Source organism: Beggiatoa leptomitoformis, from assembly GCF_001305575.3.
In the GTDB taxonomy this organism is placed as follows: domain Bacteria; phylum Pseudomonadota; class Gammaproteobacteria; order Beggiatoales; family Beggiatoaceae; genus Beggiatoa; species Beggiatoa leptomitoformis.
In genome coordinates this window covers 2,224,159-2,250,235 of record NZ_CP012373.2, presented here as the reverse complement: position 1 = coordinate 2,250,235, position 26,077 = coordinate 2,224,159, and the positions used below count along the sequence as shown (strand labels likewise).

At 42.4% G+C, this 26,077-nt stretch carries 20 protein-coding genes; 17 read left to right on the top strand and 3 right to left on the bottom strand.

From position 1 onward, the window contains the following. The 17 genes from AL038_RS09405 (at position 1) to AL038_RS09325 (ending at position 20,346) form a co-directional block, all read left to right on the top strand. Complete coding sequence (locus tag AL038_RS09405; RefSeq protein ID WP_062152197.1) at positions 1-363, top strand: DUF2190 family protein; 363 nt, start codon at positions 1-3, stop codon at positions 361-363. A gap of 2 nt (positions 364-365) precedes the next feature. Beyond that, entirely contained in the window at positions 366-542 is a 177-nt protein-coding gene (locus AL038_RS09400) for a hypothetical protein (protein WP_161575456.1), read from the top strand. Positions 543-553: 11 nt separating this feature from the next. Further along, the gene (locus AL038_RS09395; RefSeq protein WP_062152195.1) at positions 554-1,528 is read left to right on the top strand and encodes a major capsid protein; all 975 of its coding nucleotides are present in this window, start codon (positions 554-556) and stop codon (positions 1,526-1,528) included. A 2-nt stretch (positions 1,529-1,530) separates the two neighbouring features. After that, a complete protein-coding gene (locus tag AL038_RS09390) occupies positions 1,531-2,049 on the top strand; it encodes a DUF1320 domain-containing protein (protein WP_062152193.1) in 519 nt (172 codons plus the stop codon). Next, entirely contained in the window at positions 2,049-2,435 is a 387-nt protein-coding gene (locus tag AL038_RS09385) for a hypothetical protein (RefSeq protein ID WP_062152191.1), read from the top strand. Before AL038_RS09390 ends, AL038_RS09385 begins: the two co-directional genes overlap by 1 nt. Beyond that, the gene (locus AL038_RS09380; RefSeq protein ID WP_062152189.1) at positions 2,432-3,229 is read left to right on the top strand and encodes a hypothetical protein; all 798 of its coding nucleotides are present in this window, start codon (positions 2,432-2,434) and stop codon (positions 3,227-3,229) included. Before AL038_RS09385 ends, AL038_RS09380 begins: the two co-directional genes overlap by 4 nt. A gap of 3 nt (positions 3,230-3,232) precedes the next feature. After that, a complete protein-coding gene (locus AL038_RS09375) occupies positions 3,233-3,586 on the top strand; it encodes a hypothetical protein (protein WP_062152187.1) in 354 nt (117 codons plus the stop codon). Next, entirely contained in the window at positions 3,555-4,445 is an 891-nt protein-coding gene (locus tag AL038_RS09370; protein WP_062152185.1) for a phage tail terminator protein, read from the top strand. The genes AL038_RS09375 and AL038_RS09370 overlap by 32 nt, the downstream gene beginning before the upstream one ends. 2 nt (positions 4,446-4,447) lie before the next feature. Continuing rightward, entirely contained in the window at positions 4,448-5,596 is a 1,149-nt protein-coding gene (locus AL038_RS09365; protein WP_062152183.1) for a hypothetical protein, read from the top strand. A 34-nt stretch (positions 5,597-5,630) separates the two neighbouring features. Beyond that, positions 5,631-5,954: a hypothetical protein gene (locus AL038_RS09360; protein WP_062152180.1), complete on the top strand. Its 324-nt coding sequence runs from the start codon at positions 5,631-5,633 to the stop codon at positions 5,952-5,954. Beyond that, positions 5,935-6,294, top strand: coding sequence for a DUF1799 domain-containing protein (locus AL038_RS09355; RefSeq protein ID WP_145917083.1), 360 nt, complete (start codon positions 5,935-5,937; stop codon positions 6,292-6,294). Before AL038_RS09360 ends, AL038_RS09355 begins: the two co-directional genes overlap by 20 nt. Before the next feature lie 6 nt (positions 6,295-6,300). Beyond that, entirely contained in the window at positions 6,301-14,736 is an 8,436-nt protein-coding gene (locus AL038_RS09350) for a tape measure protein (RefSeq protein ID WP_062152176.1), read from the top strand. Beyond that, entirely contained in the window at positions 14,736-15,527 is a 792-nt protein-coding gene (locus AL038_RS09345) for a hypothetical protein (RefSeq protein WP_062152174.1), read from the top strand. Before AL038_RS09350 ends, AL038_RS09345 begins: the two co-directional genes overlap by 1 nt. Beyond that, positions 15,527-16,435 carry a hypothetical protein gene (locus AL038_RS09340; protein WP_062152172.1) on the top strand — a complete coding sequence of 303 codons (909 nt, stop codon included), beginning with the start codon at positions 15,527-15,529 and terminating at the stop codon, positions 16,433-16,435. Before AL038_RS09345 ends, AL038_RS09340 begins: the two co-directional genes overlap by 1 nt. 1 nt (position 16,436) lies before the next feature. Beyond that, positions 16,437-18,158: a hypothetical protein gene (locus AL038_RS09335; protein ID WP_062152170.1), complete on the top strand. Its 1,722-nt coding sequence runs from the start codon at positions 16,437-16,439 to the stop codon at positions 18,156-18,158. Beyond that, positions 18,155-19,435, top strand: a complete 1,281-nt coding sequence (locus AL038_RS09330) for a hypothetical protein (protein WP_062152168.1) — start codon at positions 18,155-18,157, stop codon at positions 19,433-19,435. The genes AL038_RS09335 and AL038_RS09330 overlap by 4 nt, the downstream gene beginning before the upstream one ends. A 230-nt stretch (positions 19,436-19,665) precedes the next feature. After that, on the top strand, positions 19,666-20,346 hold the full coding sequence (locus AL038_RS09325; protein WP_066246116.1) for a formylglycine-generating enzyme family protein: 681 nt from the start codon (positions 19,666-19,668) through the stop codon (positions 20,344-20,346). Between the two features lie 171 nt (positions 20,347-20,517). Here the strand turns inward: AL038_RS09325 and hslV are convergent, their stop codons facing one another. From hslV to AL038_RS09310, 3 genes are all read right to left on the bottom strand, one after another. Beyond that, the gene (gene hslV / locus AL038_RS09320; RefSeq protein ID WP_062152164.1) at positions 20,518-21,060 is read right to left on the bottom strand and encodes an ATP-dependent protease subunit HslV; all 543 of its coding nucleotides are present in this window, start codon (positions 21,058-21,060) and stop codon (positions 20,518-20,520) included. Positions 21,061-21,122: 62 nt separating this feature from the next. After that, positions 21,123-23,030, bottom strand: a complete 1,908-nt coding sequence (locus AL038_RS09315; RefSeq protein WP_062152162.1) for a M48 family metallopeptidase — start codon at positions 23,028-23,030, stop codon at positions 21,123-21,125. Between the two features lie 203 nt (positions 23,031-23,233). Beyond that, positions 23,234-25,852 (bottom strand): hypothetical protein, encoded by a 2,619-nt coding sequence (locus AL038_RS09310; RefSeq protein ID WP_062152160.1) that lies wholly within the window; start codon positions 25,850-25,852, stop codon positions 23,234-23,236. Positions 25,853-26,077: the final 225 nt, after the last annotated feature.

Here is a 26,077-nt window from a genome sequence, read left to right as displayed (position 1 = left end):
ATGAATCCTAATAATCAATTGATTAAGTGTTATCAAGCGGGTGCAGACGTTGCGCCTTATCTGATTGTCAAAATTGGGGCTTCTGCTGGTTATGTTGTTCCCGCTGCGGCTGAAACTGACAAGTTACTCGGCGTTGCCAATAGCTTAAATATCACGTCGGGCGACCGTGTAGATATTGTTCAAGCGGGTATCGCAGAAGTGACTTGCGGGGACGTGGTTGCTTTTGGTGATTGGCTGACTACCGATGCAAACGGAAAAGCCGTTGCGACGACAACCGCAGGTGATGAGTTGATTGGTAAAGCCTTAAGTGGTGGCGTTGCTGAGCAAGTTATTCCTGTGCTGATTCAATTTGGCAGATATTAATCATGACCATCAATAAAAACTATTTTATCAAGTTGGTGGGTGAACGCTCGACGTGGCTTGGGTTAGTGACGTTTCTTAGTGCTTTTGGTGCGGTGATTAGTCCTGAAAGTGCTGAAACGATTGCAGGTATTGGTGTATCGCTCGCTGGGTTAATTTTTGGCGTGACAACAGACGAATAGGAAAAAATAGCATGTCTAAATTAAATCCCCTTGATGTTTTTAGAGACTTTTCTGACTTAGGAAACTATCCAGTCGACAGTGAAAGATTGCCTTTGGTAATTGCCTATAGCAATCGTAAATTTATTGCCGATATGGTTTTACCGCGTGTTACTCCCGTGTCTCGTCAATCTTATGACTACATTGCTATCAACAGAGAAACTGCCATGCGTATTCCTGATACGCGGACGGGTCGCACGTCAGAACCGAATATTGTAGAGCTGAAAGGCGAGGAAAAAACTGGAAAAACAGAACCGCATTACATCGGTAGCCCTGTGCCTCAAGCGGACATCGACAACGCGGGACGTGAAGGTAATCCATTAGACCGCGCGGCTGAAGCTGCAATCAATTGGGTTTTACTTGACCGTGAAAAACGCGTGGCTGACATGGTGTTTAATGCAAGCACTTATGTGACTGGGCAAAAGGAGACATTAACAGGGACAGACCAATGGAGTAATGCTGCAAGCTTACCCGTCCAAAAAATTGGGGATGCTTTGGATAAGCCGATTTACCGACCTAACACGATGGTGATTGGACGGGCTGCATGGTCAAAATTATCCAGAAACCCTGAAATCTTAAAAGCCGTTCATGGTAATGAAGGGGGGAGCGGGATTGCGCGAGTTGATGCCGTTAGAGAGTTATTCGAATTAGATAACATCATCATTGGTGACAGCTTTTACAACGCAGCCCCTGAAGGTTTAGTGGAAAACATGACCCGTTTATGGGGCAAACATTGCGCGTTGATTTACGTTGACCCACGGGCGGATACCACAAAAAGTGGTTTAGTGACGTTTGGCTTCACTGTTTCGTGGGGGACACGTCAAGTTAAAACTGTTCCTGTTCCGACAATGGGTGGACGCGGTGGTTATGCGGTGTATGCAGGCGAAGATGTAGACGAAAACATTATTTGTCCTGATGTGGGTTATTTATTCACTAACTGCGTGGCTTAATCATGGCTTATGCAACTGCCCTTGATATGTTGCTGTACTACCAAGCGAAAGAACTGGCAAAGACAGCAACGCCAAAAAGTAGCCCAACAGCGGCGAATATTGTCCCTGAGTGCTTAGAAGCCTTGATTAAAGATGAAAACACTAGCGCGTGGACATCTGAACAAGTTGAAACAGCGCAAGCGGGTTTAGAGGCTATCAATGAGGCATTGGCAGACGCTGAAAAACTCATGACTAGTTATTTTGCACGACGTTATCAAATGCCTCTCAACGACGCAACAATCGCAGTGAATCCCGTTAAACGAGGGTGTGGGGATATTGCGCGTTACTTCATAGCGGAACGCAAGTTTAAAGATATAACCGAAGTCACCAAGCGGTATAACGATGTGATGACATGGTTATTAGATGTTGGTTCTGGCAAGGCTGGTTTGATGATTAAAGAAACAATTGACTCCGCTACAACTAGCCCATTTAAGGCTTCTTTTGGACAAGGAGTTAGTCGGACTGATTGGGGGACTTATTAATGGCTAACACCATCATAACCGATTATCTCGCGGCAAAGATGCGAGACCATGTATTAGGTATTGCACCCTATTCGATGCCAACGAGTCTGAGGTGTGCACTGTATTTAGGCGATGACGGCATTCAGGTAAACGCACCGACTGAGGAAGTGAGCGATGTTAATTACGCTCATCAAGTAGTTAGTTTTGTGGGGGGGAGTTCTACGGTTAATTTCCCCCCGCTGACCATTGCTTACACGCCGTTATATCTGGGTATTATTGATTTTACAGTTAGTAAGATATTACTTGCCTTACCGTTTACAACGCCAAGCCTATATCCGATAGGTAAACCGCTGTATATCCCTGAAGGAAATATAACGGTTAGTTGGGTAGATGGGGGTGTAGTGTGATTCAGAACTGGGATTCTGTTATTGCTGCGTGCAATGCACAGCAAGTGTTGAATTTTTATGCGCCATCAACGACAACAAAAGGAGCAGGGACGTTTTTCAATTATTGGGGAACGACTTGGACGTATGGCGCAGGTGTAACACCTTCAACTGGTGCAGGTCAAACCTTCAATAAAGATAGTGTCGGGGCTATTCGCTTTACTGCCCCGCCATCTGGCGAAAAGCTGTATTTAGGTAAATGGTTTATGTCTAGCTCAGTCGCCTCCTCTTTTTTCCTGTACGACTTTTTGTGGGGAAATAGTGGGCTTGTTGGTAATAGCTTGACATTGCAAGCCATTAATTCAGTTGCGTTACCTACCCGCGCAAGCAATGGGGAAGGCGTGCAATTGTGGGTTAATTTTTATCAAGGAACAGATAACGCCGCGCCAAGCATCACCATCAAGTACACAAATTCAGAAGGTGTCGCAAATAGAACCGCTACCGCCACGATACCTGCAACTAACCCCGTCGTTGGACAAGCCTTTCCTGTCTTGTTACAGGCAGGGGATAAAGGCGTGCAGTCTATTCAATCTTTTCAAATGGCAACAGTAACGCCAAGCGCGGGCGATATTGGGTTGATGCTAGTTAAGCAGGTGTCTGAAATGTCTTTGCAACAGGCAAACGTTGCAGAGAGTAGAGACCCTATTGCTTTATTATTACCCCAAATAGATGAAAATGCCGCGATTTCCATTATGCAAATGTGTACGACGACTGTATCTGGAATACAGCAAGGCACATTCAGATTGTTAGCGGGGTAAGTCATGCACTTATTACTGCTTATTATTCCTTTTTTGTTGCTTGGTTGTGCAGAGCATCCTACACGGTTATCAAATGGGTTTGGCTTGATTATTCATCAAGTAGATGAAGATAGAGTACCCACAGACTGTGCAACGTTGACAGGGGTCAGCTATCCCTATGTAGGGTGTACAAGGATATTTAATGAAGAAAATCTGTGTATTGTTGTTGCGCCGACAGATGCCTTTCCTTACTTTAATCAGCGTGAACAGGCGATTGTCGACCATGAAATCAGGCATTGCACAGAGGGTAATTATCATGAACCCGATTTAAGGGATGAGCAACTTTATGAACAATTGCTCCCGATTAAACCTACCTAGACAAGCGTTATTTCCCACCACGTTTGAAAGCGGGTTTCAGCCAGCGGCGCATAATTTTTGGTTTGGCTTGCCAAGATTGCGTGGGGATATTGCCCTAGTCGGTAGCGTTACCACACAAGACACCACCGCGCTGGTTGATAGTGGGATTGTTGCGTTAGTTGGCAGTGTCACAGCGGAACAAACCAATTTAGTTTTTACAGGGAATATTCAATTAGTTGGCGATGTTACGCCTACTGCTGTGATAGCAGAACAGATTGATGCGGGGATTGTTCGCTTAGTGGGTAGCGTTACCCTGATTGAACCTACGTATGTTGATAGTGGCGTTATTGCGCTAACAGGCAGTGTTAGCACGCAGGATACCACCGCGTTGGTTGATAGTGGGGCTGTTGCGTTAGTTGGTGGTGTTACAACGGGAAGTATTATCGCTGAAGACTCAATAGTCAGACAACAAATTGTTTTAAAACTAAAAGAAATTACAGATTTTTTAGAAGTTTCTGGGGTGGCAAATCTGAAGGCTGGAGCGGATAACGTTGACAACATGCCGAGTGCTTATGTGTTTGAAAGCGGTGTGACGGCAACAGATAACCAAGCCGCTACGGGTGTGTTGCAAACAGTTTCTACTTTATTCGTCATTATATTGATGATTGAAAACAATACAGATGATTTTGGTTCGGATAGTTCCGACCAAATGAATCAGTTACGGGCTCAAGTAATGAGCAAACTTTTAGGGTTTAAACCAATCGGGCAAGTGCAACGATTGGAGTATAGAGGCGGTCGGGTTTATGACTTTACCGACGATATTTTAGTCTGGCAAGAACATTACCTCTTGCCTTATACCGTAATCAGTGACAGGAGCTAGTAATGGCTTACGAAATAAAATTTACGAAACGAGCCGTTGTTGAAGCTGCATTAGAAGCAACGGCGGGTGTTAACCCTAATAGCGGTTTTACCGCCATATTAGCTAATGTAGGCGCAAAAGTTGATAAAAACAGCACGCCGATTGACCGTAATGTTCTGGACAGAGAATTCGGGGCTTTCGGCTCTGCAATTACCGCGTCCATGTTCAAGGAATCTATCGAAGTAGAAATGAAAGCGTTAGGGCGGGAAGCAGGAAATATTCTTGTGCCTGAATGGACTGTTCCGCTGCAAGCCTGCGCAACGGTTAAAAATGATGCTTATGTGCTGGCTCTGTCAGGCGTAACGGGTACGTTTGAAGTGGGTGAAGAGGTAAGCGTTACCTCGACTGTTGTTGGGGTAATTATTGACATTGCAGGAACGACTTTATACGTGCGCAAGGTGGGCTTAACCACTGTTACACCCAGTGATGTAGTTGATGGTGAAAGCAGTAGCGCGTCGGGAACGGTTAGTACGGTGACTACGGGCTTATTGTTTGAGCCGACAAGCGACGAAAGCCTGATGAAATCTATGACGGCGCGATTTAATCAAGACGGTATCTTAAAGATATCCACGTACATGCGCGGGACAGCCGTAATTACAGGAGCAGCAAAAGCACTGCCTAAAATTGCGTTTGATTTAACAGGTATTTATAACGCGCCAACAGATACGGCTATGCCTGATGTAACCACATCAGGGGTTAAGCCTATCCCATTTCAGAATGTAACGTTGACATGGGGAGACTTGGATGTCTCCAAAATTATGTTTAGCGAATTCTCTTTGGATTTGGGTAATGTAGTTGTTGAGTCCGAAGATTCAAAGAAGGCTAACAGTATCGGCGGAGTGTTCATTACAGACGGATTACCCAAGTTAAAGCTGATATTTAGCCAGTCTACTTTAGCGGAGTATAACCCCTTTGCAGAGCATGAAACCCCTGTTGAGCGCGACTTTGCCGTAACCTATGGGGTAACTGATAAGTTTATTCGGGTTGGGGCGCGTAAAGTGCAAATCACCACTATTGCCGAACAGGAAAAAAACAATATTAATTTTTATACCCTTGATTGTACCTGCAATAAAGGCGGTTTAACGCCCAAATGGTACATTGCTATTTACTAACCTAACCATTGTTTTTAATCAGGAGATTTACATCATGAGTTTTGATATTGCTGAAAAAATTATTATTCCTACCGATGTTAATGTCATTACTGCCGACCCCAAGAAGCCTATTAAATTACGGGTTCATTATGCCATCGTGCCACAAGATGAAATTGACGAAGCGGTAGAAACTGATGGCGATAAAGGGTTTATTAGTGCTGTCGTTGAAAAGGTAGAGGGTATCGTCAAGTCTGGCGTTGCCGTTGACCCTGTGGAGGCTGTGCAGTTAATTGCTAATCACCCGTTATTAAGTACTGCGGTGATGGGGGCTTACGCTGAGTTGCGCAATCGCAATTTTCGTGGACAAAAATCTAAGTAATATCGGTGAACACTGGGCGATGTTACAAACTCGCCCACGTGCAGTGAATATCCGTAAAGACTACGGATATTTGCCTGATGAGGTGATTGAAGCCTTAGAAGGCGAACAAATTCAAACCGATAATGTTGTTTGTCAGGTTTATGCTTGCAATGTTCCTGCTTTTAACTTGTTTCTCGATGTTTGCCATTTGTGGCGATATTTGCCGATGGGTGGATTAATCGGGTTGGACTGGGTTCAGGTGCAAGCATGGCTTGCATTAACACAACAAGTTATTTCCCCTATTGTTATTCGTGCTGTGCAGGTTATTGAATCTAGCGCGGTACGCACATTAAACAAGTAATCCATCATGTCCACTGTTACCGTTACTGTAAAAATCCTCGCCGATGGCTCTGCTTTAGTCGGTACAACCCGCTTAACCCGTGAAGAACTGGCAAAGTTAAGCGGGGGAATGGACTATGCGAAAACAGCAGCAGGCTCACTGGATAATAGTTTTAGTCGTTTGGCTAATACCTTAAAAGGGGTTGTTGCGGCGGCTGTTGGCTTGTCAGTTATAAAGCAGGTTGGTAGCGATTTTGTTCAAACGATTGCAGAGACTCAACAGTTAAATTCACGATTACTGTCTTTAACAGGCACATTAGAAGGCTTGGCAGAGGCTCAAGATTATGCGTCGAATGCAGCAAATAAGCTGAATACTGATTTACAAGCCTTTAAAGCATCTTATGCCAGCACATTAGTTTTACAGCAAGCAGGATTAATGACAACGCGGGAAGCCCGCGCATTAATTGAAGGTATTTCACAGGTTGCGGCGAATATTGGAGCAAGTAGCGACCAAGTTAAGACTGCAATGTATGGTATTGCGCAGTCATTAGGTAGTGGCGTGTTGCAAATGCAGGAGTTGATGCAGGTTGCAGAACCTTTGCCGGGTATTTTGAATTCGGTTGCAAGAGCTGCGGGGGTGACGGTCGGACAATTTCGACAAATGGTTTCAGATGGAAAAATAACTTCTGAAATGTATAAAAATTATTTGTTGAAAGCAGTCAAAGAATACGACGGTGCAGCACAAGCCAGTGCGAAAAATTTAATTCCTGCTTATACCCGTTTAAACAACGCTTATACCGAATTTAAAAACGCTTTTGAAAAGCCTATTTCCGACACTTTAACCCCGCTTATGCAGAATGCAACGTCTGCGCTTAAGACTATGACGGGGTACGCACCGCAAATTATTGGCGCATTCTCGCCCGTGGTTAATATTTTAGGCGTTGGTGGTGGTTTGTATTTAGGCATGAAAGGCTTGCCTGTTGTCGTTGGTGGGGCAACCACTGCATTTACTACCTTAAGTCGTGCAATGTATGTATTAACCGTTGCTACCAGCACGGCGATTGTGCCTACTAGTCGGCTTGATATGGCATTGTTAGCGTTACGCGCAAACTTAGCTGCCCAAACGACTTTATTGGGTAAAACCTCTGTCTTGTGGGGCACATTAAACACGTCTCTTTATGGTACGGCGGTTGCCGCACAGTTTGCCAGCGGTTGGATGGGCAAGTTACAGGTAGCGGGCGGTTTATTGTTTGCTGCTTATGCAGGGTGGGAAATTGGCTCATATCTTTATGAGCAATTTGATATTGCAAAAACTGGCGGGATGTTTTTTGTATCAACAACCTTACAGGGCTGGGAATACCTTAAGCAGGGTGGTGATAATCTTGTAGGTAGATTAAGTAAAGGTTGGGGGATTATGGGGGAAGCCTTTAAGTCTCCCATTCAAGCGATACAAACGATGTTTTTTACGACGATTGGGGCGATGACCGATACCTTTATCGGCTTTATCCAAACCGTTGTTAGTATTGGCGAGTATATTCCCGCTGTTGGCGACCAATTTACTCAGTTAAATGGCTATCTTGAAAGTATAAAAACTTCAAGCAATACCACTTTTGCTGAATTATCCACTACCGATTTTGCCACTAATATCACTAAAAATAATGCAGAAATTGATGCTTCTTTAGCTGATTTAAATAAAGGCTATGCGGACAATATTACGCAGATTCAGAAATTAGCTGATGAGCAAGCCGTGAGTGTTGTTGTGGGTAATCAGAAAGTTACGCAGTTGGATGAGGAAAAGCGCAACCTTGCTGAAATAACCAAGATGGAGACGGAGCGCACAGAAGGACACAAGAAACAGTTAGAAGCGATTAAAACCTCAATGGCAGAGCAGTTGCGCTTGTCGACACTTAACGAGAAGCAGGCAGGTGCTGAACAAACTGTTACAGAACTTTTAAAAAATCAAAAATTTCAAGCAACTGAAGAAGAAAAACAGTCGTTAATTTCCCTGCAATTACAAATTGAAGGCAATAAAGAAACACGTAAGAAAGCGGCGCAAGTTGAAGAACAAGCGATAAAACAACAAGCGGATACGCTTAAGAAATATGTTGATACTGCAAAAGAAGCTTATGCGGAAATAGCCCAAGCGGGATTAAATGCACAACAGAAAACGCAGTATGAAGCCACTGATAAGTATGGTAATGACTTAGGTTTGTTGGTATCACAAGCCCAGCAAGCAGGTGAGGCAATCACACTATTAAGAGATAAACGCCTTGAACTGCAAAAGGTCGGCTTGTCTGAAACCCAACAAAAAGAATTAGATTTAACCCAACAATATAATTCAGAATTAGCAAAACAAGTTATTGAAATAGACCGTTTAGTTGTGTCACAAACCGCACTGATTGAAGCACAACAAGGTTATGATGCGTCTGGTTTAACCAAGCAAGCGCGTGAATATCTTGATTTGATGAAACAAGTTGGTGAAGAAACCGCTAAACAGGTTATTACGTTAAATAATCAAGCCACTGCTAAAAGCACGGGCGTTGACCGCATTGCATCCCTGCAAGAAGAAATCACCCTTTTACAACTCACAGAAAAAGAGCGCGCGCAATACAATGCGCTAGTTGACATTGCACCAGACCAACGCGATGCGGTCAAGTCTCTGTTAGAGCAGAAGGCTGTCTTAGAGAATACGCAAAAACAATGGGAAACTATGACCAATTCTGCGGCGGATTATGCAGAAAAAGTGGCAACGGGTGAATTAAAGATTGGTGATGCGGTTAAAGGGTTTATAGTTGATATTAATAAGCAAAATATAAAAGACCAGCTCACTAAATTAAAAGAACAAATAACCAGTTTCTTTAATGGTGATAGCGGTAAGGTCACGCTTGAAGGTGCGTTGGGTATTGCAGACGCACAAACGGCTAAAGATGTTAGTGCAGCAAGTAAGATATTTGAAACTTACCAAGAAAGCCTTAAAACGGGAACGGATGACAGTGTTAAACGCATGATAGACGGCGTTAATACGGGTATTGCTAATCTGCAAAAAGGGATTGAGGAATCATTACTTAAAGTAAATATTGGGTTAAACGATGCTACCGCTAATCTCACAAAAGCGGTGGAAAAAAGCAATGTAGTATCTGCAAGCAATACCTCACAAACCTATACCGCAAAAGGCAATAATCAATCCATTGAAGCGATTATTCAAGCCGCCGTTAAAAACGGTATTTCACAAACCGATTTCTTGAAGTTTGCGAGCATAGAAACGGGTGGTAAATTCAATGCCGATGCGTATAACTCAGGTTCAGGTGCTTCTGGGTTATTTCAATTTGTCAAAAGTACAGCCAAACAATACGGGCTTGATAGCAGTAATGTCTTTGACCCTTTCGCTAACGCCAATGCAGCGGCTAAGTTATACATAGATAACTTAAAGCAAATTCAAAAATATACGAATGATATTAGTGCAACCGATATGTACCTTGCGCATCAGCAAGGCATGGGTGGTTATGCGTCGATTAAATCAGCACAAGATACAGGGAGTTTTACCCGTAGCGATACCCGTAAAAATATCTTAAGTAATGTCAGTAGTGCAGATATTAAAAAGATTTTAGGCATTGATTTGAATCAGTTTAAATCCCTTAACGATAAGGAAATGGCTGAAAACTTCGAGAAGTATTGGAAAACAAAAGTTGATGCTATTGATATTAGTAAATTTGTGACGGCAAATAACACGCTAACACAGGCACAACAGCAACAAGCGCAGGCTTTAACCCAATCTACTGTACAAAAAACCGTTACCGACCAACAGCAAATAGTCGCGGGTCAAACGCTTGCTACAGCCAATATGCAACAAGTTGACGCATTGGGTTTAGCAGGTCAAGGCGTGCAAGGTTTTGCGAATGCAACCGCGTTGTCTGCACAAGCAATTGTTGACACGGCGAAAGGATTCGCCAGTGGTGCGGGCGATTTAGTCAAGCAAGTAGCAAACAAAATACAAACGACGCAACCTAGTACAAGTAAGGAATCGGATAAGGGTCTTCTTTCCAGTATCACTGGTATCTTTGATAGTGACGGAATGCTGTCAGGTGTTGGCGACCTGTTTAAAACTGGCGGTGCGCTGGAAAGCGTAGGAAGTGCCGTATCAGGCTTGACGGATAAATTGGGTAAAGCGGGTGGTAGTTTAGGTGGTTTTTCTACGTCAATAATGTCTCTATTTAGCGGTGATATTAAAGGCGCATTAACCAGTGGGATTAGTGCAGGTTTAAGCGTGGCGTTGCCCGGTGTTGGTACAGCGTTAGGTTTCGCTGTTACACCCGTTATGAATAAGTTATTTGGTTCGTGGGAAGTTGAATCGCAACATTTAACAGCAAGTTTTAAAGACTTGAGCGCGTCGTTTGCTGTAAAAACGGTGGAAGTCAACAAGGGGTTAATCGGCGGGGGTAAGAAAACCACTTATAGCGAAGTTGATAGTGAAACGAATCAGCAATTGCAAGAGTCTATTGACGCTACCGTTAAGTTAATTGAGGATGCTGGACAAAAGATTGGCAAGGCTCTGACTGATAACTTTAACTTTAAATCTGTCATAGACATGGTGCATGAGGGGACTGATGACTTTGAAACGCAATTCGCACGTATGCAGAGCATCATGGTTAAAAATGCGTTTACCGAGGCGAATATTGCGGGTGTTGATACCAGCATAACAGCCGTCATGGCAGACAAAGTTCAAAACGTACTTAAGCAAGCGAGCGATGGCTTATATGATAAAGCTACGCAAGAATTCATGTGGAAACCTGACACGCAAAAATACGCCGTGCAAATTACGGGGACTGTACAAGACGGCTTGAACAGCCTGATTGCTAGCACTGATTGGAGCGGATTAACCTTTGATGAATCTCAAAGTAAGTTACAAACCTATTTAACTGATGCGTTTAATGCAATCGGGGTGGACGTTCCTCAAGAAACATTCATCAACATGGCCAACGACTTTGCCACGCAAATTCAAGACGGTATGTCTTGGCTAAATGATACTCAAGACATTGTTGACCCTGACGCGCAATTCTTTAAAAACATGCGGGAAATTGTTAATAATTTTAACGAATGGGATGCACAACCAGAAGAGGTTAGTGCGTTTATTAATTCGTTATTGGGGTTAAAGGATGCGTTCAAATTAGTTGGTTATGACGCGGGTTTAATTAGCCAATCATTAATAGATGCGTCTGGTGATATTGGTACGTTGTCTAGCAATTTGGATACTTTCTACAGTAATTTTTTAAGTGAAGAAGAACAACGCACTAACAAAATGACGGTGTTAAACGATAGTTTAACGTCGTCATTTACACAGTTAGGGCTAGAAATGCCTAAGTCAAAAGATGCTTTTAGAGCATTAATTGACGGCATGGCAAGTGATATGAGCGACCCCGCGTTATTTGCAGATGCCATCGCGTTGTCTGAACAGGTTGCTGAATACTTTAATTTACAAGCGGAAAGTGTGAACGATGGAATTACTAACGTAGCGAATGGTTTTGATATTTTAATTGAACAAATTGATGCTCTTGCAACCTCATTAACTGCGCAAGATGTTGGTGGTTGGTTAAAAGATTCCGTTCTTAACGCAACTAATGCAGAAGATGCAGGATTACGTTTTAGCAACGCCTTTGCCAACGCTTTTCAAGAGCAGATGTTGAGTACGGTACTTTCTACCGTGTCTAACATGGTGTACACAGGTTTAGTTGAGCCTATGTTACAGGCTTCATCTATATCTGCGAGTAACACGGTTTCAGCTTCTACACTTTCAGCTAATCAAGATATTACTGCCAGCAATAATTCTGCCGTTAGTTTAACCGCAGGTGGAAGTACCGCCGCTACAGCCCTAGCAGCAGGTGGACAAATCGCAGCGGAATATATTGCAGGTGTCGTTTCTGAGGTTAAGAACGTTATCGCAGTAATGACTACCGTTATGCAAGATGAAAGCATCAAAGCAATGCTTGCTGATTTACAACCCGCCTTGCAAGATATTGGCAGTGCGACGTTTAGCGCGGTATCTACGCCTACTTCTATTACCGCGCCTTATGTGCAATCACAACAGGCTAGTGCTGTATCTGATAAAGCAGACACGGCTACCTCAAATACAACTCAAGAAGTAGAAAAAGAAGTAGAAAGCCTTGATAGCTTACGTCAATCCTTACGTGAATTCGGAACAGGGTTAGATGACACGGATTTAAAACTGTATCAATTGTCTGATGTTTTCAAAAATGCTGATTTGAGCATGATCAACTTTAGCGGCAGTGCTGAGGACATCGCTAATTCTATAAATGGATTGGATGATACGCAACTACGCAAGATTGCAAGTGAAACAGGGATTTCTATTGATGAATTAGAAGGCTACGCTGTTGACTATCTCAGTATTTTACGCGAGCAAGCGACGGCTGAAAAAGAACGCTTGGCAGAATTTACCGCTTGGCAAACAGGGTTATTAGATTACACCGCCAACGGCTCGCAAGTAGCCCAAGTCACACAATGGCTAACCGATTCAGTAAATCGCTTGGGCATGAATGCCGATTCAGCCGTTGGATTTTTGCAGGGCTTGAATCAAGCCGACATCGCGGGATATGCCCAAGATTTAGGTATTACCGATGATGAATTACAAGAACTTATCCCTGATGTGATTAGTGGATTAAATGATTTTGCGAAATCTATTGAATCTTTCCATACCTCATTAAATGACTTTTTAACCCTGAGCGACCCTTTAAATGAGTTCGCAAAACAAACGCTTGAGTTAGGCGTTGGTAGTGCGCAGGCGGCGGAATGGGCGAAATCTCAAAACCCTGAAACCTTAGCAAAATGGGCTGAGGAATTAGGTATTTCTACTGATGAATTAATGCAGAACGCTGTGAAAGTTGTCACGTACATGCAGACGGCAGAAACAGATGCGCGGGCGATGGCAGATGGGTGGATTAGTGTTTTTACAGAGTTAATGGATTCATTAGATTCGCTTAATCAGGGAATTGGTGATGATATTAATAGCCTTAACGGCTTGTCTGTTGATTCTGTTGCACGGTTAAAAGAACAGGTTTATGGGGATTACACAGGTAATGCAGACTCAATTTTGCAAGACCCTGATGAATTGAAAAAGCGGATTAGCTTAGCGGGCGATTTACGCCAAGCGATTATGACGCAATATGAAGAACAAAAATCCTTGCTAGAAGAGAAGCATCAAACCGAATTAGATAACGCCAATGAGTTATTAGATATTGCGCAATCGTTAAAAGACCGCGTGATGTCGATTCAGCTCAATAAAACTTATTTTAGCGCGCAGGACCGCTTTAGTACTGCGCAAACGCAATACCAAGATTTATTAGGTAAAGCACAAGGCGGCGATGCGGAAGCGGCTAAAAAAGTCGGTGAAGCGTTTAGTTCTTATTTAGATGTTGCCAGTGAAATGTATGCGAGCAGCGCGCAATTTAAAGCGATTCGTGACGCGGGCTTAAAAGATTTAACGTCGTTAGGGGTGGATTTAACCACTAAAGGTAATAGTGTTAGTCAATCTTTTCAAGATTCTACTTATGCAGGGGAATTGAAGGGATTACAGGAAAGTGCTTTGTCAGAATTGCAAACGCTTTCCAATGTAGTGGAAACCACGCAAGCCCAAGGGACTAATCAACTGGTTGCGAGTTTAAAGGATTTAGGAACGCAATTTGGGATTGATATTAATAATGTAGGTCAAGTTATTAAGGATTTATTCCCCCAATTAGGCACACGCACGGATAGCGTTGCTAATGCAGTAACGACTCCCGCAGTTTCTGATAAGCAAATAGCAGATTATGTAAGTCAAGCGGTGCAGGCGAGTGGGGGGGTTAATCAGCAATCGGTTAGTCAGATTGTGAATACAGCAAGTCAGTATGGCATTGCACCTGATAGATTAGCGGGCGCAATCGGCGTGGATAAGCAAACGGTTAGCCAAACCGCTGCGCAATATGGACAAACTTATAACGCCGTGTCCAAAAAAGATATTACCGATTATGTCGGAGCGGTTGTTGCGCAAAAGGGTATTACCCAAGAAAGCATGACCGAAATTTACAACATGGCTAAACAGTCTGGGGTAACCAGCGGTCAGTTGGCAGACGCGCTGGGTTATACCAGAGAGGATGTGCTGGCAATTGCGGCACAATATGGATTACCTGCGTTTGCCGAGGGTGGAATTGTCACCAAGCCTACTATTGGCTTGATTGGTGAGGCGGGTAGAGAGGCGATTATTCCGCTAAATCAGTTACCACAAATGACGCAACAAGGGGCAAGTCCTGAGTTGTTGGCGTTGATTGCCCGTTTGATTGAAGCGCAACAGAGAACACAGGCGATTTTAGAGCAATTATTGAGTAGTTCAGATCGTGTTTCTAGCACGGTAAAAGAAACAGGCGATAAACAAGCAAAAGCCTTAGAAAAAGCAGGTAGTAATGGGAGATTTTCCTAATGTATTTAAGTTTGAGTTTAAGCAGTACCGCTACTAATGCGACCGTTTTAGACGCGATTCGTCTTGCTTTAACAGGAACGACAACACTTATTGGGCTTGGCAGTGCGTGTGATATGGCAAATAGTGAGTTGTTGACGGATGTCAGCGCTGGCTGGACGCTGGTAGATAGTGGTACGGGGTTTATCGTTTTAAGCGCGCCACAAGAAACAGGAACGGCGATTAAGTTTGTACGGATTCGGTTAATTAGCAACTCCTTATCTATAGACGGTATGGAGGCGTGGAATAGTACCACTGTATCAGGCACTAACGTTACAACGGCTGCAAGCATTTCCCTTGCTATGCCCACGGTTAATCAACTAAATAAGTTAGTTTTGTTTTCTTCCAACCGTTTTGTTGCTATGCAAAGCACACAAAATGGCGTGGTTAGTACATTGATTTATGCGTGTGAATATACGCCAATTTATCCCGCTTCTTTGGATAAAGTGAGACTATTAGTGAGTGGAAGGTGTGTTACTCAGTTTAATCAAGACACGCAAATATTACTTTATAACTACAGTGCAACAGTACAAACGTTGGATGCTGATTTTGCGACAACCTCAACAGGGCAAGACACCAGCGGTAATTTATACGCGCCTGCTTATCCTCAGTTTGTAAACCCCGCGTCGGGTGGTTTTGTATTAGGTAAATTATTTGGGTTATTAAAAACAATTGCCTTGAGTCAAATGGAGGTAACGCTAAATGCAGACAGTTACGCCGTGATAGATACAACCACATTGATTAGGAAAGGATAATGAGAACTAAATACACATATTCTGCTAGCGCAACACTTGCCCATGTACACGCAGATATTATTGCAATACTGACAGGTGAAACCGATGTTAATAATCTATCGGCAAGCTGTAATAAGGCGAGTTCATCTATTTTAACGACTATTTCCACCGCAGGTTGGTCGGTGCATGATAGTAGTACAGGCACGACTAATAAGACGATTATAAAAGCTCCCCATGCGGACAATGCGAGTAATTATAAGTATGTGGAAATTTATTCGCAAACGAGTAGCCTTACCGTAACCTTATGGGAAGCGTGGAACGAAACCACTAATGCAGGTACGAACCAATCCACAGCCGTTACACAGCCGCTGAATCTTACTAGCGGGGGAAGTGTCTATATTTGGGCTAATCCCCGATACCTTGTAATGGCTTCGGAAATAGGTGCGTCGTGGGGTAATTCACAGAATAGTGGAGTAGTCCCAATTTTTGAACTGAGCAGGGGACAGCCATGGAATACAACGAGCTATCCATCTTTTTGTTTGGTGAACTTCTATTACACTATTTATAGCAATACTGCTGCCACTTATATTCCTAAAGCGGTTGATAATAATGGTAATACCGTCACAGGTACAAACGCGAATTGCTACATAGGGTCAATTGCCGCACTAATTTATTTAAATGTGCCCAGCGGGGCTACAGCCCGCGTGCCAGATGGTTCTGGCGGATTTACAACCCCTTTCTATCCGTTGTATCTGCATAACCCCAGCAAGTATGCTGCTCCAGTGGGACAAATTACCAGCATTTGTGATATTTGGTTAGCTCCAAGTAGTCTTTTTTCAAACCTTGCAACGATTGATAAAGAAGGTGTTACTTATGAGGCTGTACTCATTTATAGCACAGGCTATCATCTCTTAATCCCCAAAGGTTAAAATGAGCATAACCCCAGCCCCACCAACCAATTCGAGTGTCAACAACGCTTATTATTGGCATTTTACCAGTGATGGGGAAATGGTAGAGGCTGTTAGTCTTCCCCTTTTTTTAAGCCTGACGACCACGCCAACAGGCTATGCGTTATCTGGCACACCTTACCAAGTAGGTAGTCACGTTATAGAACTACTCGTAGGCGGAATCGCCTACAGCTATACCTTATTAGTAGAGATGCCAAGTAGTGAACAGGCGCTCGTAACTATACCCGCAACAGATACCGCTGTTTTATTGGTACAACTCAATTACTTTAACCCACAAACCAGCGTTGTTGAACGCCATTTTATTGCTACTGCACCCTACATCAGCAAGCCTACTGATGCACGCGCTAATACTTCATTCTATGAATGTATTGTTAATAAACCAACGGTTAGTCGTGAGTTAAGCGGGGCATTTGATGGAATTATAAAAACCAATACCGACGCTTTAACCGTGAAAAACTTCGCCAATGAGCGCGATGATTGGTTAATGCAATCGTTTGGAATGCGTCGTTATAGAATGTGGGTAGGCAGTAAAAATCAAGCCTTAGATACCCTGACACAAATTGCTTATGGCTATATTGCGCGGGAAGGCATCACCACCAGTGGCGAAACCCAGTTAAGTATTCCGTTTAGAGATGCAACGGAAATCTTAGATAATCCCTTGCAGACAAATACGTACACACAAACACATATTAAAAATCAGATTTATCCTGATGTATTCGGGACGGTTTTTAATATTGAGCCTATTTGTATTGATACGGCTTTGTTAATTTATCAATTTCATAGTGGTTCGTCTAACGCCTTAACGGCTGTTAGGGATGGTGGCATTGGTTTAACGTTGGGAATTGATTACACCGATGTTGACTTGCAAAACAGCACGTTCCGATTGATTCAACCCGTTAAATATCGGCTGACTTGCGACGTTCAAGGGGCGACGTGGAATGGGCAATTTGTGCAAACCGTAGGCGATATTATTAACTATGTACTGGTAAATAGACTGCCAGAATTAGAACTGGTTAATTTGGCAGAATTTAACTATTTATGTCCTCAGCCAGTGGGGATTTATATTAAAGAGAAAATGACATTTAAAACGCTCTTTAATAAGCTATTAAGTTCTATTGGTGCGTTTGCCATAACGGATAATGAAGGGCGATTAAGTCTAAAACGCTTTGGTGACGTAACAGGAAATCCTGTCATCAATATTCCGAAAAATGACATTGTGCAAGGGAGTATGGAATTAGCCAAACGAATTCCGCCCGTTGCAAGCCTACGCTTAGGCTATAAGAAAAATTACACTGTACAGGCAGACAGCTTTGCAGAAGACTTAACCGAAGCAGAAAGACAGCCATTTAAGCAAGAATGGTTGATTGCACAAACAAGCAATACGGGGATTGAAGAACAATGGCGGGAAGCAACGTTATTAGAATCAACAGGCGATATAACAGAAACCTGCCTAGTTAATGAATTAGATGCGTTTGCTGAAGCCTCGCGCCGTACAGTAATGTACTCACGAATGCGTGATGTGTTTAAATTTAAAGTATATTTTAACGCAAGTTTGTTGCCAATCGGCTCAGAAATCACCATTGCCTATAATCGTTTTGGTTTGGCAGTTGCGACAAATGTGATTGTATTAAGTATTTCCGCGCCCTTAATCGGCGGTTCAAGTGAAATAGGGGTTTTAAGATGAGTAACACAGATAATCTAAAAATTATCATGGTAAATGATGGAGATAATGCCACACTATCCTGTGTACCTACCCCTGTTACGCCGATTGATAATTTAAAAATGGAATCGGCTTCACATCCCGCCCGTGTTATTGGGACAAGCATAACTATTAGCGGTGCATTAGCCGTTGCACGGGTGGCAAGCGGTTGTTGCCTATGGAATTGCAATTTTTCTGCAACGGTTAGTATTAGCTTAACCTTAAAGTTAGAATCTGACACGGTTCTAACCGTGTCGTTAGCGAGCAATCAAGCTATTGCACCCGATACCACCCGCAATTATGCCTTCAATTTCTTTACTGAAACTGCCTATGATGAATTTATTATTACGATAACCGATACGAATAATACAGATAGTTATATTGATGTTGGGCGATTATTCATTGGTTTGGCGTTATCCCCTCAAATTAACATTGAATACGGTTACTCATGGGGACACGAAGATGATAGTGAACAGGAAAGAACCGCAGGTAATAGCCTACAATCGGATAATTTGCCCACGTACAGAACCTTACAGTTTCCTCTTAACCATTTGAGAGAAAGCGAGCGGGCTACATGGGCGGCTTCTATCGCCTATGTTGGAAAGAAAAAACAGATTTTTGTGTGTTTATTTCCCAATACATCAGGCAAGCGCGCAGTGGACTTTGCCTTTATGGGGAAATTCACGGCGTTAGGAAAATTTAGTGGAGCAGGTTACGACCGTTACCAGTTACAATTTACGATTGAAGAAACCGTAGGCGGAAATGAAACAGGGACAACTGATAGTTTAAGCCTAAGTTATTTATCACAGATTACGACCTTGCAACAACAAGTTGTTCAGTTACAAACCACTATCGCATCACTACAAAGCCAGATTAATACCTTGCAAGTTGCAGGATACGTATTGCCTGAACAGTTTGAAGAAGTACAAGCTGAACTTGCAACGGTTCAAGCGGAACTCGCAACAGTCCAAGCCGAATTGACTACTGTTCAAGCCGAACTAACTACCGCTCAAGCAGACCTTGCAACGGCTCAGGCAGACCTTGCCATTGCCCAAGCTGACCTTGTCACTGTTCAAGCCGAACTAACAACCGCTCAATCTGAGATAGTCGCCTTAGAATCCACGTTGTCAGAGGTTCAAAAGTCTTTGGTAAATCATGGGACATTAGCACCGCTTACACTAACGCTAGTGGATAGTGAAGTGTATCAGGTAGCAATTGCATTTGTAGGAAGCAGTGTTGATGAATTAGCAGTAGCGTTTTAATTCTGTCAGATTAAATGCCGTTTAAATCGGGTTTAAATGGGGATTATGAAAAAATAGAAACTTAAATTTTTTCGTGTAATTTAAGTTTCTATTTTTTTATTTAGGTTATAGACGTAAAATTTAAAAAACGAACATTTATTTATTTTCATATAGTTATGAAATTTAAAATTTAAGTTTAAATTTTCCGCCTACACGCAGCGGACAAAAAACCGCTTTATATTGAACCAACAGTGGTAAAAATCCCGATGGGGAAATTTTTGGCAGGTGATTTGTTAGGGGGCGGAGACCCTGATGAAAAGCCTGTACATTCGGTAACTATTACCAGTGATTTTTATATGAGTCAATATGAAATCACTTTTGCACAATACGACTTATTTTGTGATGCAACGGGACGAGAGAAACCCAGCGATGAGGGATGGGGACGCGATAATCGCCCTGTTATTAATGTTAGTTGGCAAGATGCAACGGATTATTCTCGTTGGCTTAGTGAATTAACAGGTAAACGTTATCGTTTACCAACAGAGGCAGAGTGGGAATATGCCGCGCGTGGTGGCACAAAAACAGCCTATTGGTGGGGAGATGAGGTTAAACCCAATATGGCAAACTGCATAGACTGCGGTGATGAATTTGTGAACCAAACGGCACCTGTGGGTTCATTTCCTGCTAATCCTTATGGTTTATATGACATGACGGGAAATGTGTGGGAATGGACACGCGATTGGTATGCTTCTTATAGCAGAGAACCCAAAACTGACCCTTACGGGCCGATTATCGGCTCGCACCGTGTTATTCGTGGCAATAGTTGGGAAGATAACGCCCGCCGTTCACGTTCTTCATTTCGCGGGTATCATGAACCTGAGAAAAAAACGGCATATTTAGGATTTAGATTAATAATAGAAATGGAACAGTAAATAGTGAGTAGTGCTAAATGCGTAAAGATAAGTCAGCGTAGGGTGCGTTAGGTCGCTATTTTTACAGCGCGACTTATCCTTAATACTGAGGATGTTTTTTCATTAACTATTACAAACAGTTCTTATTTAGCACTACTCTAAAAGGCGAATAAATTCGCCCTTCAAAAATGCTTAAACGGCATTCAATATTTCAATGGTTAAATTATGATTGGTGTAAATACAAATATCTGCGGCGATATGTAGCGATTTTTCTACGATTTCTGCGGCACTTAACTCCGTGTTTTCTAATAAGGCGCGGGCGGCAGATTGGGCAAACATACTGCCAGAGCCGATAGACATGAGTCCCATTTCAGGTTCAACCACATCACCATTGCCTGAAATAATTAAAGATGCGGTGTGATCAGCCACGGCTAACATGGCTTCTAAACGGCGTAACATGCGGTCAGTGCGCCAGTCTTTTGCTAATTCTACGGCTGAACGGGTTAAATTGCCCTGATGTTTTTCTAATTTAGCTTCGAAGCGTTCAAATAAAGTAAACGCATCCGCTGTTCCGCCTGCAAATCCTGCGATAATTTTGTTTTGATATAAGCGTCTTACTTTACGCGCATTTCCTTTTAATTTGGTATTGCCGAATGTAACTTGCCCATCGCCCCCAATAACAACTTGTCCATTCCGACGTACAGATAATATTGTTGTTCCATCAAATTGTTCCACTGCGTTGCCTCTGTCAGGTGTTGACTAATAATTAATGCTTGTATGACGCATCATAAGGGTAATTATCCAATTAATGGGGGCATGGGACAATCTAAACTTTCTACCACAGCGCGCAATACTTCTAACTCGGCGGTTTCTACTTGTTTATCTGCCAACACACAGGTTACGCAGGCATCGATAACCGATTTTTTTAATTGCGGGGTAAGATATTTTAACCGATTGATAGCTCCGTTTAATTTCTCAGGTTTACACGCAACGATTGAGGCAAAGGGAAGGGGTTGTGTCGTTAGGGTTTTTAAGGCGATAGTATAGGCACTTTGTCCACTGCCAACATGGGCAAGTAAGGATAAAATCAGGCTAATATCGGGTAACGCTTCCGCTAAATTTTTATAGCTCACGGTTGATGTGCGCATGGTATGCGTGTCTAAATGATGGCGTAAAATCGTTTCTAATACATATTCAAATAAACTAACCTTACCATCTGCTTTGATTAAATCATTGATAATTGTCAAGTATGTGGTACGTTCCACATAAGGTAATTTTTTTAATGCGGGTAAGGCTAAATCGAGTAATGGAACCCGTACTTGATTACCTAATGTGTCTAGTTGTTGGCGTAACGCAATAACTTGTTGTGTTATTTCTGTAGATTCGGCGGTATTTAAGACGATTTCGCGGGCTTGTTTATCCGCTACTTTGCCTTGAAACAGCAGGGCATAAGTGATGATTTTTGCACCTGTTTGTTGATGTACAAGGGTTAAAATATTTTTAGGAATTTGTTGGTAAATCTTTGTAGCATAGGCTAAATGTTCGGGGGTAGGATTGCCGATGGAAGCCACGACGGTTGTTTTGGTTGTTGGCGGTCTAACTGTTGGAGTGGATTGAAAACTTAAATATTCCTCGCTTAGTGGGGCGGTTTGTTGGCTGGCGGTTTGTTCGCCTAATTTGCCATATTTTAAACGGTAGGGGTATGCGCGGTCGATGCGGGTGATACGTTCATCAAGTGTGGGGTGGGTAGCCAGTAATCGTGATAGGTTAAAGGCAGAACCAAAGCATAAATGGCTTACTTCTTCTGCACGATAATTATATAATTTTGAACCAATTCTATGCCCTTTAATTTTTAGTAACGCGCCAACAAGACAAGCGGGGTCACGGGTATATTGCACAGCCGCCGCATCCGCAAGAAATTCACGTTGGCGCGAAATGGCGGATTTAATTACACGTCCACAAAATAGACCAATATAGCCTAAGCTGATGAGTAAAATAGAAAAGGGAAGGGCAAAGGGAAAAATATTTAAGTCACGCAGATTACGGTTTAATCGGTCTTCGTATTGATAAGTTCCGCCTGTCAGCAGGTAAAACCCCATTTGTCCAATCGCCAAAATACCTGCAAGAATCCCGATTAAATGTAAATTTAACCGCATGTCACCTTGTAAAATATGGCTAAATTCGTGTCCTATTACGCCTTGTAATTCTCGACGGTCTAGTTGTTCTAATGCGCCACGGGTAACAACCAGCGTAACATCGGAGGCATGGTAGCCTGCAACAAAAGAATTAATTCCATGTTCCATCTGTAAAACATAGAGAGCGGGAACAGGAATTCCCGCCGCAATGGCCATTTCTTCCACGACATTCATTAAACGGCGTTCTTCTTCGCGATAAGTATCGGGTTCTATAGGTGTTGCACCTATCATAATGGCAAGGGCTTCACCGCCTTCACGTAGTTGATAAAGACGACGTATTGTCCCACCCAAGATAACCATAAGCGTTATACCAATAACCCAATGGCTGGCAGGGCTTTGTAACCATTGGGAGAGTTGGTAATGATGTAGGCTAATAAACTTGCCGACAAGAAAAAAAGTCAGGTTGATAAAACCAATAATGACAAAGAGTGCGATGATAAAGTAGAGAATTAACCACCGAGTTTTTTGTTGTGCTTGGTCTTGTTGCCCAAAAAAATCGACTTTTAGCATGTATTTTTCCTGCAACAGGGGATTATGTTTATTAGATTTTATACGGCTTTTAAAGCCTGCCTGAATCAGAACTTGCTGAGTTTTCAGAATTAAAAAATATAAAGGTTCAGGCAATTAATTGTTTATATGTTATACGGATAACACCGACTAAAGCGGTATTATCCGTTTTTTTACACGTAAGATGAAGGACGGTTTGAAACACTTTAATTTGTAAGTGGTAAGGCAATCAGCTCTAATTTTTTCTCGCTTTTATTGCCATTAACAATATAAACCGTGTTGTCGTTTACTAAAATATCATCAGTGCGATTTAAACGAACTTCTGTGCCTAGTGCAATAATATCGCTACGTTTTTGCCCTTGTTCGCTAATTTTTAGCATGTAGGTATTTACGTATTGGCTATCAGTCCATAATTCCCACAATAATAATATGTTACCGTCGTTCAATTTAACTGATTTTAAGCGGGATACATTGGCTTGCGTTTTATCTTGGTAATTCGTCAGCCAGACGACACCCGTATTGCGTTGTGGCGACCATGTACCGTTAAAGGTGTAAAAACCGCCTGTTTCTGTCAGTCCGTCGGTCAGAATGAGACCTTCAGGGACTTCATTATCGGTATTGGGCGTGATGCTGGCAAAATCGTGGATAACTTGCACAATACCAAGATTGCGGGGGTCATTGAGATAGCTACCAACACGGCTGTTATCCAGTGATACGCCTGTTGGACTCTTTTCACCTGCAAAAATAACGGTGTAGCCTTGTTGTCCTTCAATCACACCACCCAGTTCGCTGTAAGTATTATTATCATTTGACCATTTGTAATAGGTATGACTGCTATCACTAATTTCTGAGTAGAGTGGGTAACTCTTGCCTGCGGGACTGGTTGCGGTAGTGCCATGTTGGGTTTTAAACGTGTAAATCACACGGGAGTCGATACGGCTGTCAGTAAATTTGTGTAAGTTGATACCGCGCGGATAGTTATCACCTAAGTCCACACCCACAAATTCGTTTTGACTGTTGGTTGTTAGGATGTTTTCAAAAGAATGTCCTGATGTTTGCCCAAAATTTTTCAGTAGTGCTAAGGTGTTAGCGTCAAAGGTAACAGCAATCGCCCCCTGATGGTTTAAGCCGTCGTTGCTAGTGTGCATTAAACGCCCAATGATTAAACCTAATTTGCCTTGTGCATAACGCAGGCTCGCAACATTGTCTGTGTCGAAACTGACAATGTTTAAACCTGTTTTTGCCGTGTCTAAGGCTAGACTGGTACTCAGCACGCCATTCTCATTAGATTTATAAAGGGTTGCTACACGCGAGCTATCGGTTTGCGCACCATTACCTGATTGAATTGTTAGGTAGTAAATAAAGCCCTCATCGTCACCTGTTGCAACAGCAAGGTCCATTCCATTATTGTTTAATGTGATGGTAGTATAAGATTGTAAGTCATTGCTTAACCAAGTGAGTTGAATGCTATGGTCAGCTTGATTTTGCCAAACAATACCGATTTGTCCGTTGGTTTTACGCACGAAGAAAAACTGACGCGGTTGAGCGTAAATGTTTGCATGGTCACTTGGGCTATAAGGAAAACCTTGTTTAGTGTCAAAGGGTAAGCCATTAACATTGTAGCGGTATTTGAATGGCGTGCCTAATGCGGTTGTCGTTAAATGAGCCGCTTCAACGTTTGTACTGAGTGCCGTAAATGGACTGATACGTTGGGTTGCGGGGATAAAAACGTAGATAACAGAACCTGAGACTTTACTAACGGTTAGGCTTTTAATCGGTGTAAATTCATTGAGCGTAATGGCAGAGGCAGCAATGTCAGCAACTTTGACTAATCCGTTATTGTTAAAACTATAAACGGTGTAATCTTCTTGTGTTGGAAATTGGTAGTAGATAGCATGTTCAGAGGCAAGAAACGCCTGCGCTTTACTGCTTGGTTCATGAATCTGATACGCCTCAAATTGTTGTTGTGTGGAACTGTTGAGCGTGCCTTTTTCTACAAGGTAGTTGTTATTGTTATAAGTGCCATCGGTATAACACCCGTTTTGATAAAACAATGAGACTAGGGCTAAACGTCCAATTTGGTCGGTCGCTTTAATCGTTCCTGAGCAATTGAACCCTGTCGCATTTTCCGTACTTGTACCTTGAATCGTTTTACTTTGTTCTGATTTAAACGCATAGCTGGTTAAGGCGGGAATACCATTGATTGCATCAGTAGATGGATCAGGGTCAGGCGTTGGCTCTGTCGTGGTATCGGTAATTGTGATGGAAATAGGTTGATAATTATAAATAAATGTTCCATCCAACAAACGATAGCCAAAATAAATATCCAGTTTACCGGGATAAAAAAACTTGCCTTGATAAAGGGACAGCGATTGTGTTGCTGTTAATGTGACATTGGGGATGAAGGGGACGATGGTATTTGTATATTGATCCCATAAGTCAATATATAAGCCCTCACCCAGCATGAAATAATAAACGTCTGTTGAGACAGATAATGTAGTGACCGCAAAAACAAAAATATCTGCTTTTTCACCAATATGCGTAGGGTCAACTTGAATTGTTGCCTTAACATCAGCAACTGCATTTAAGGATTGAGTTACTGTCGTTTGATAAGATTGTCCAGCAACGGCATTTCCACCCGAAAAAATGACATTAGGAGAAAACGATTCCCCAGTCGTGTCTAAGCCTGACGCGCCCTCTAATTGGGGCAATGTCGTATCGGCTGCTTGTGCAGGAAAGGTAAAACTTAATCCTATAAAAAACAACAGGTAAAATGCGTAATCAGTCCACACACAACTGTTTGAATGCTGTTTAAATACACACATATAACCTCCTCATTGTCAGTGTGAATTGTTCTTGTTATCAATAATACCGAAATAAACGAGGATAAAGTGGTTATAAAAATTACAAAATTTCATTGATTATAAATCGTTATAACCAATTCCTACCCATCATCAGGTATCTTAATTTAAATAAAATCCATCCTTGCTTTAATTTATTTGGTACTACGCTATTTTTTTAAGTTCTCTATTTTAAATACTACTACATAT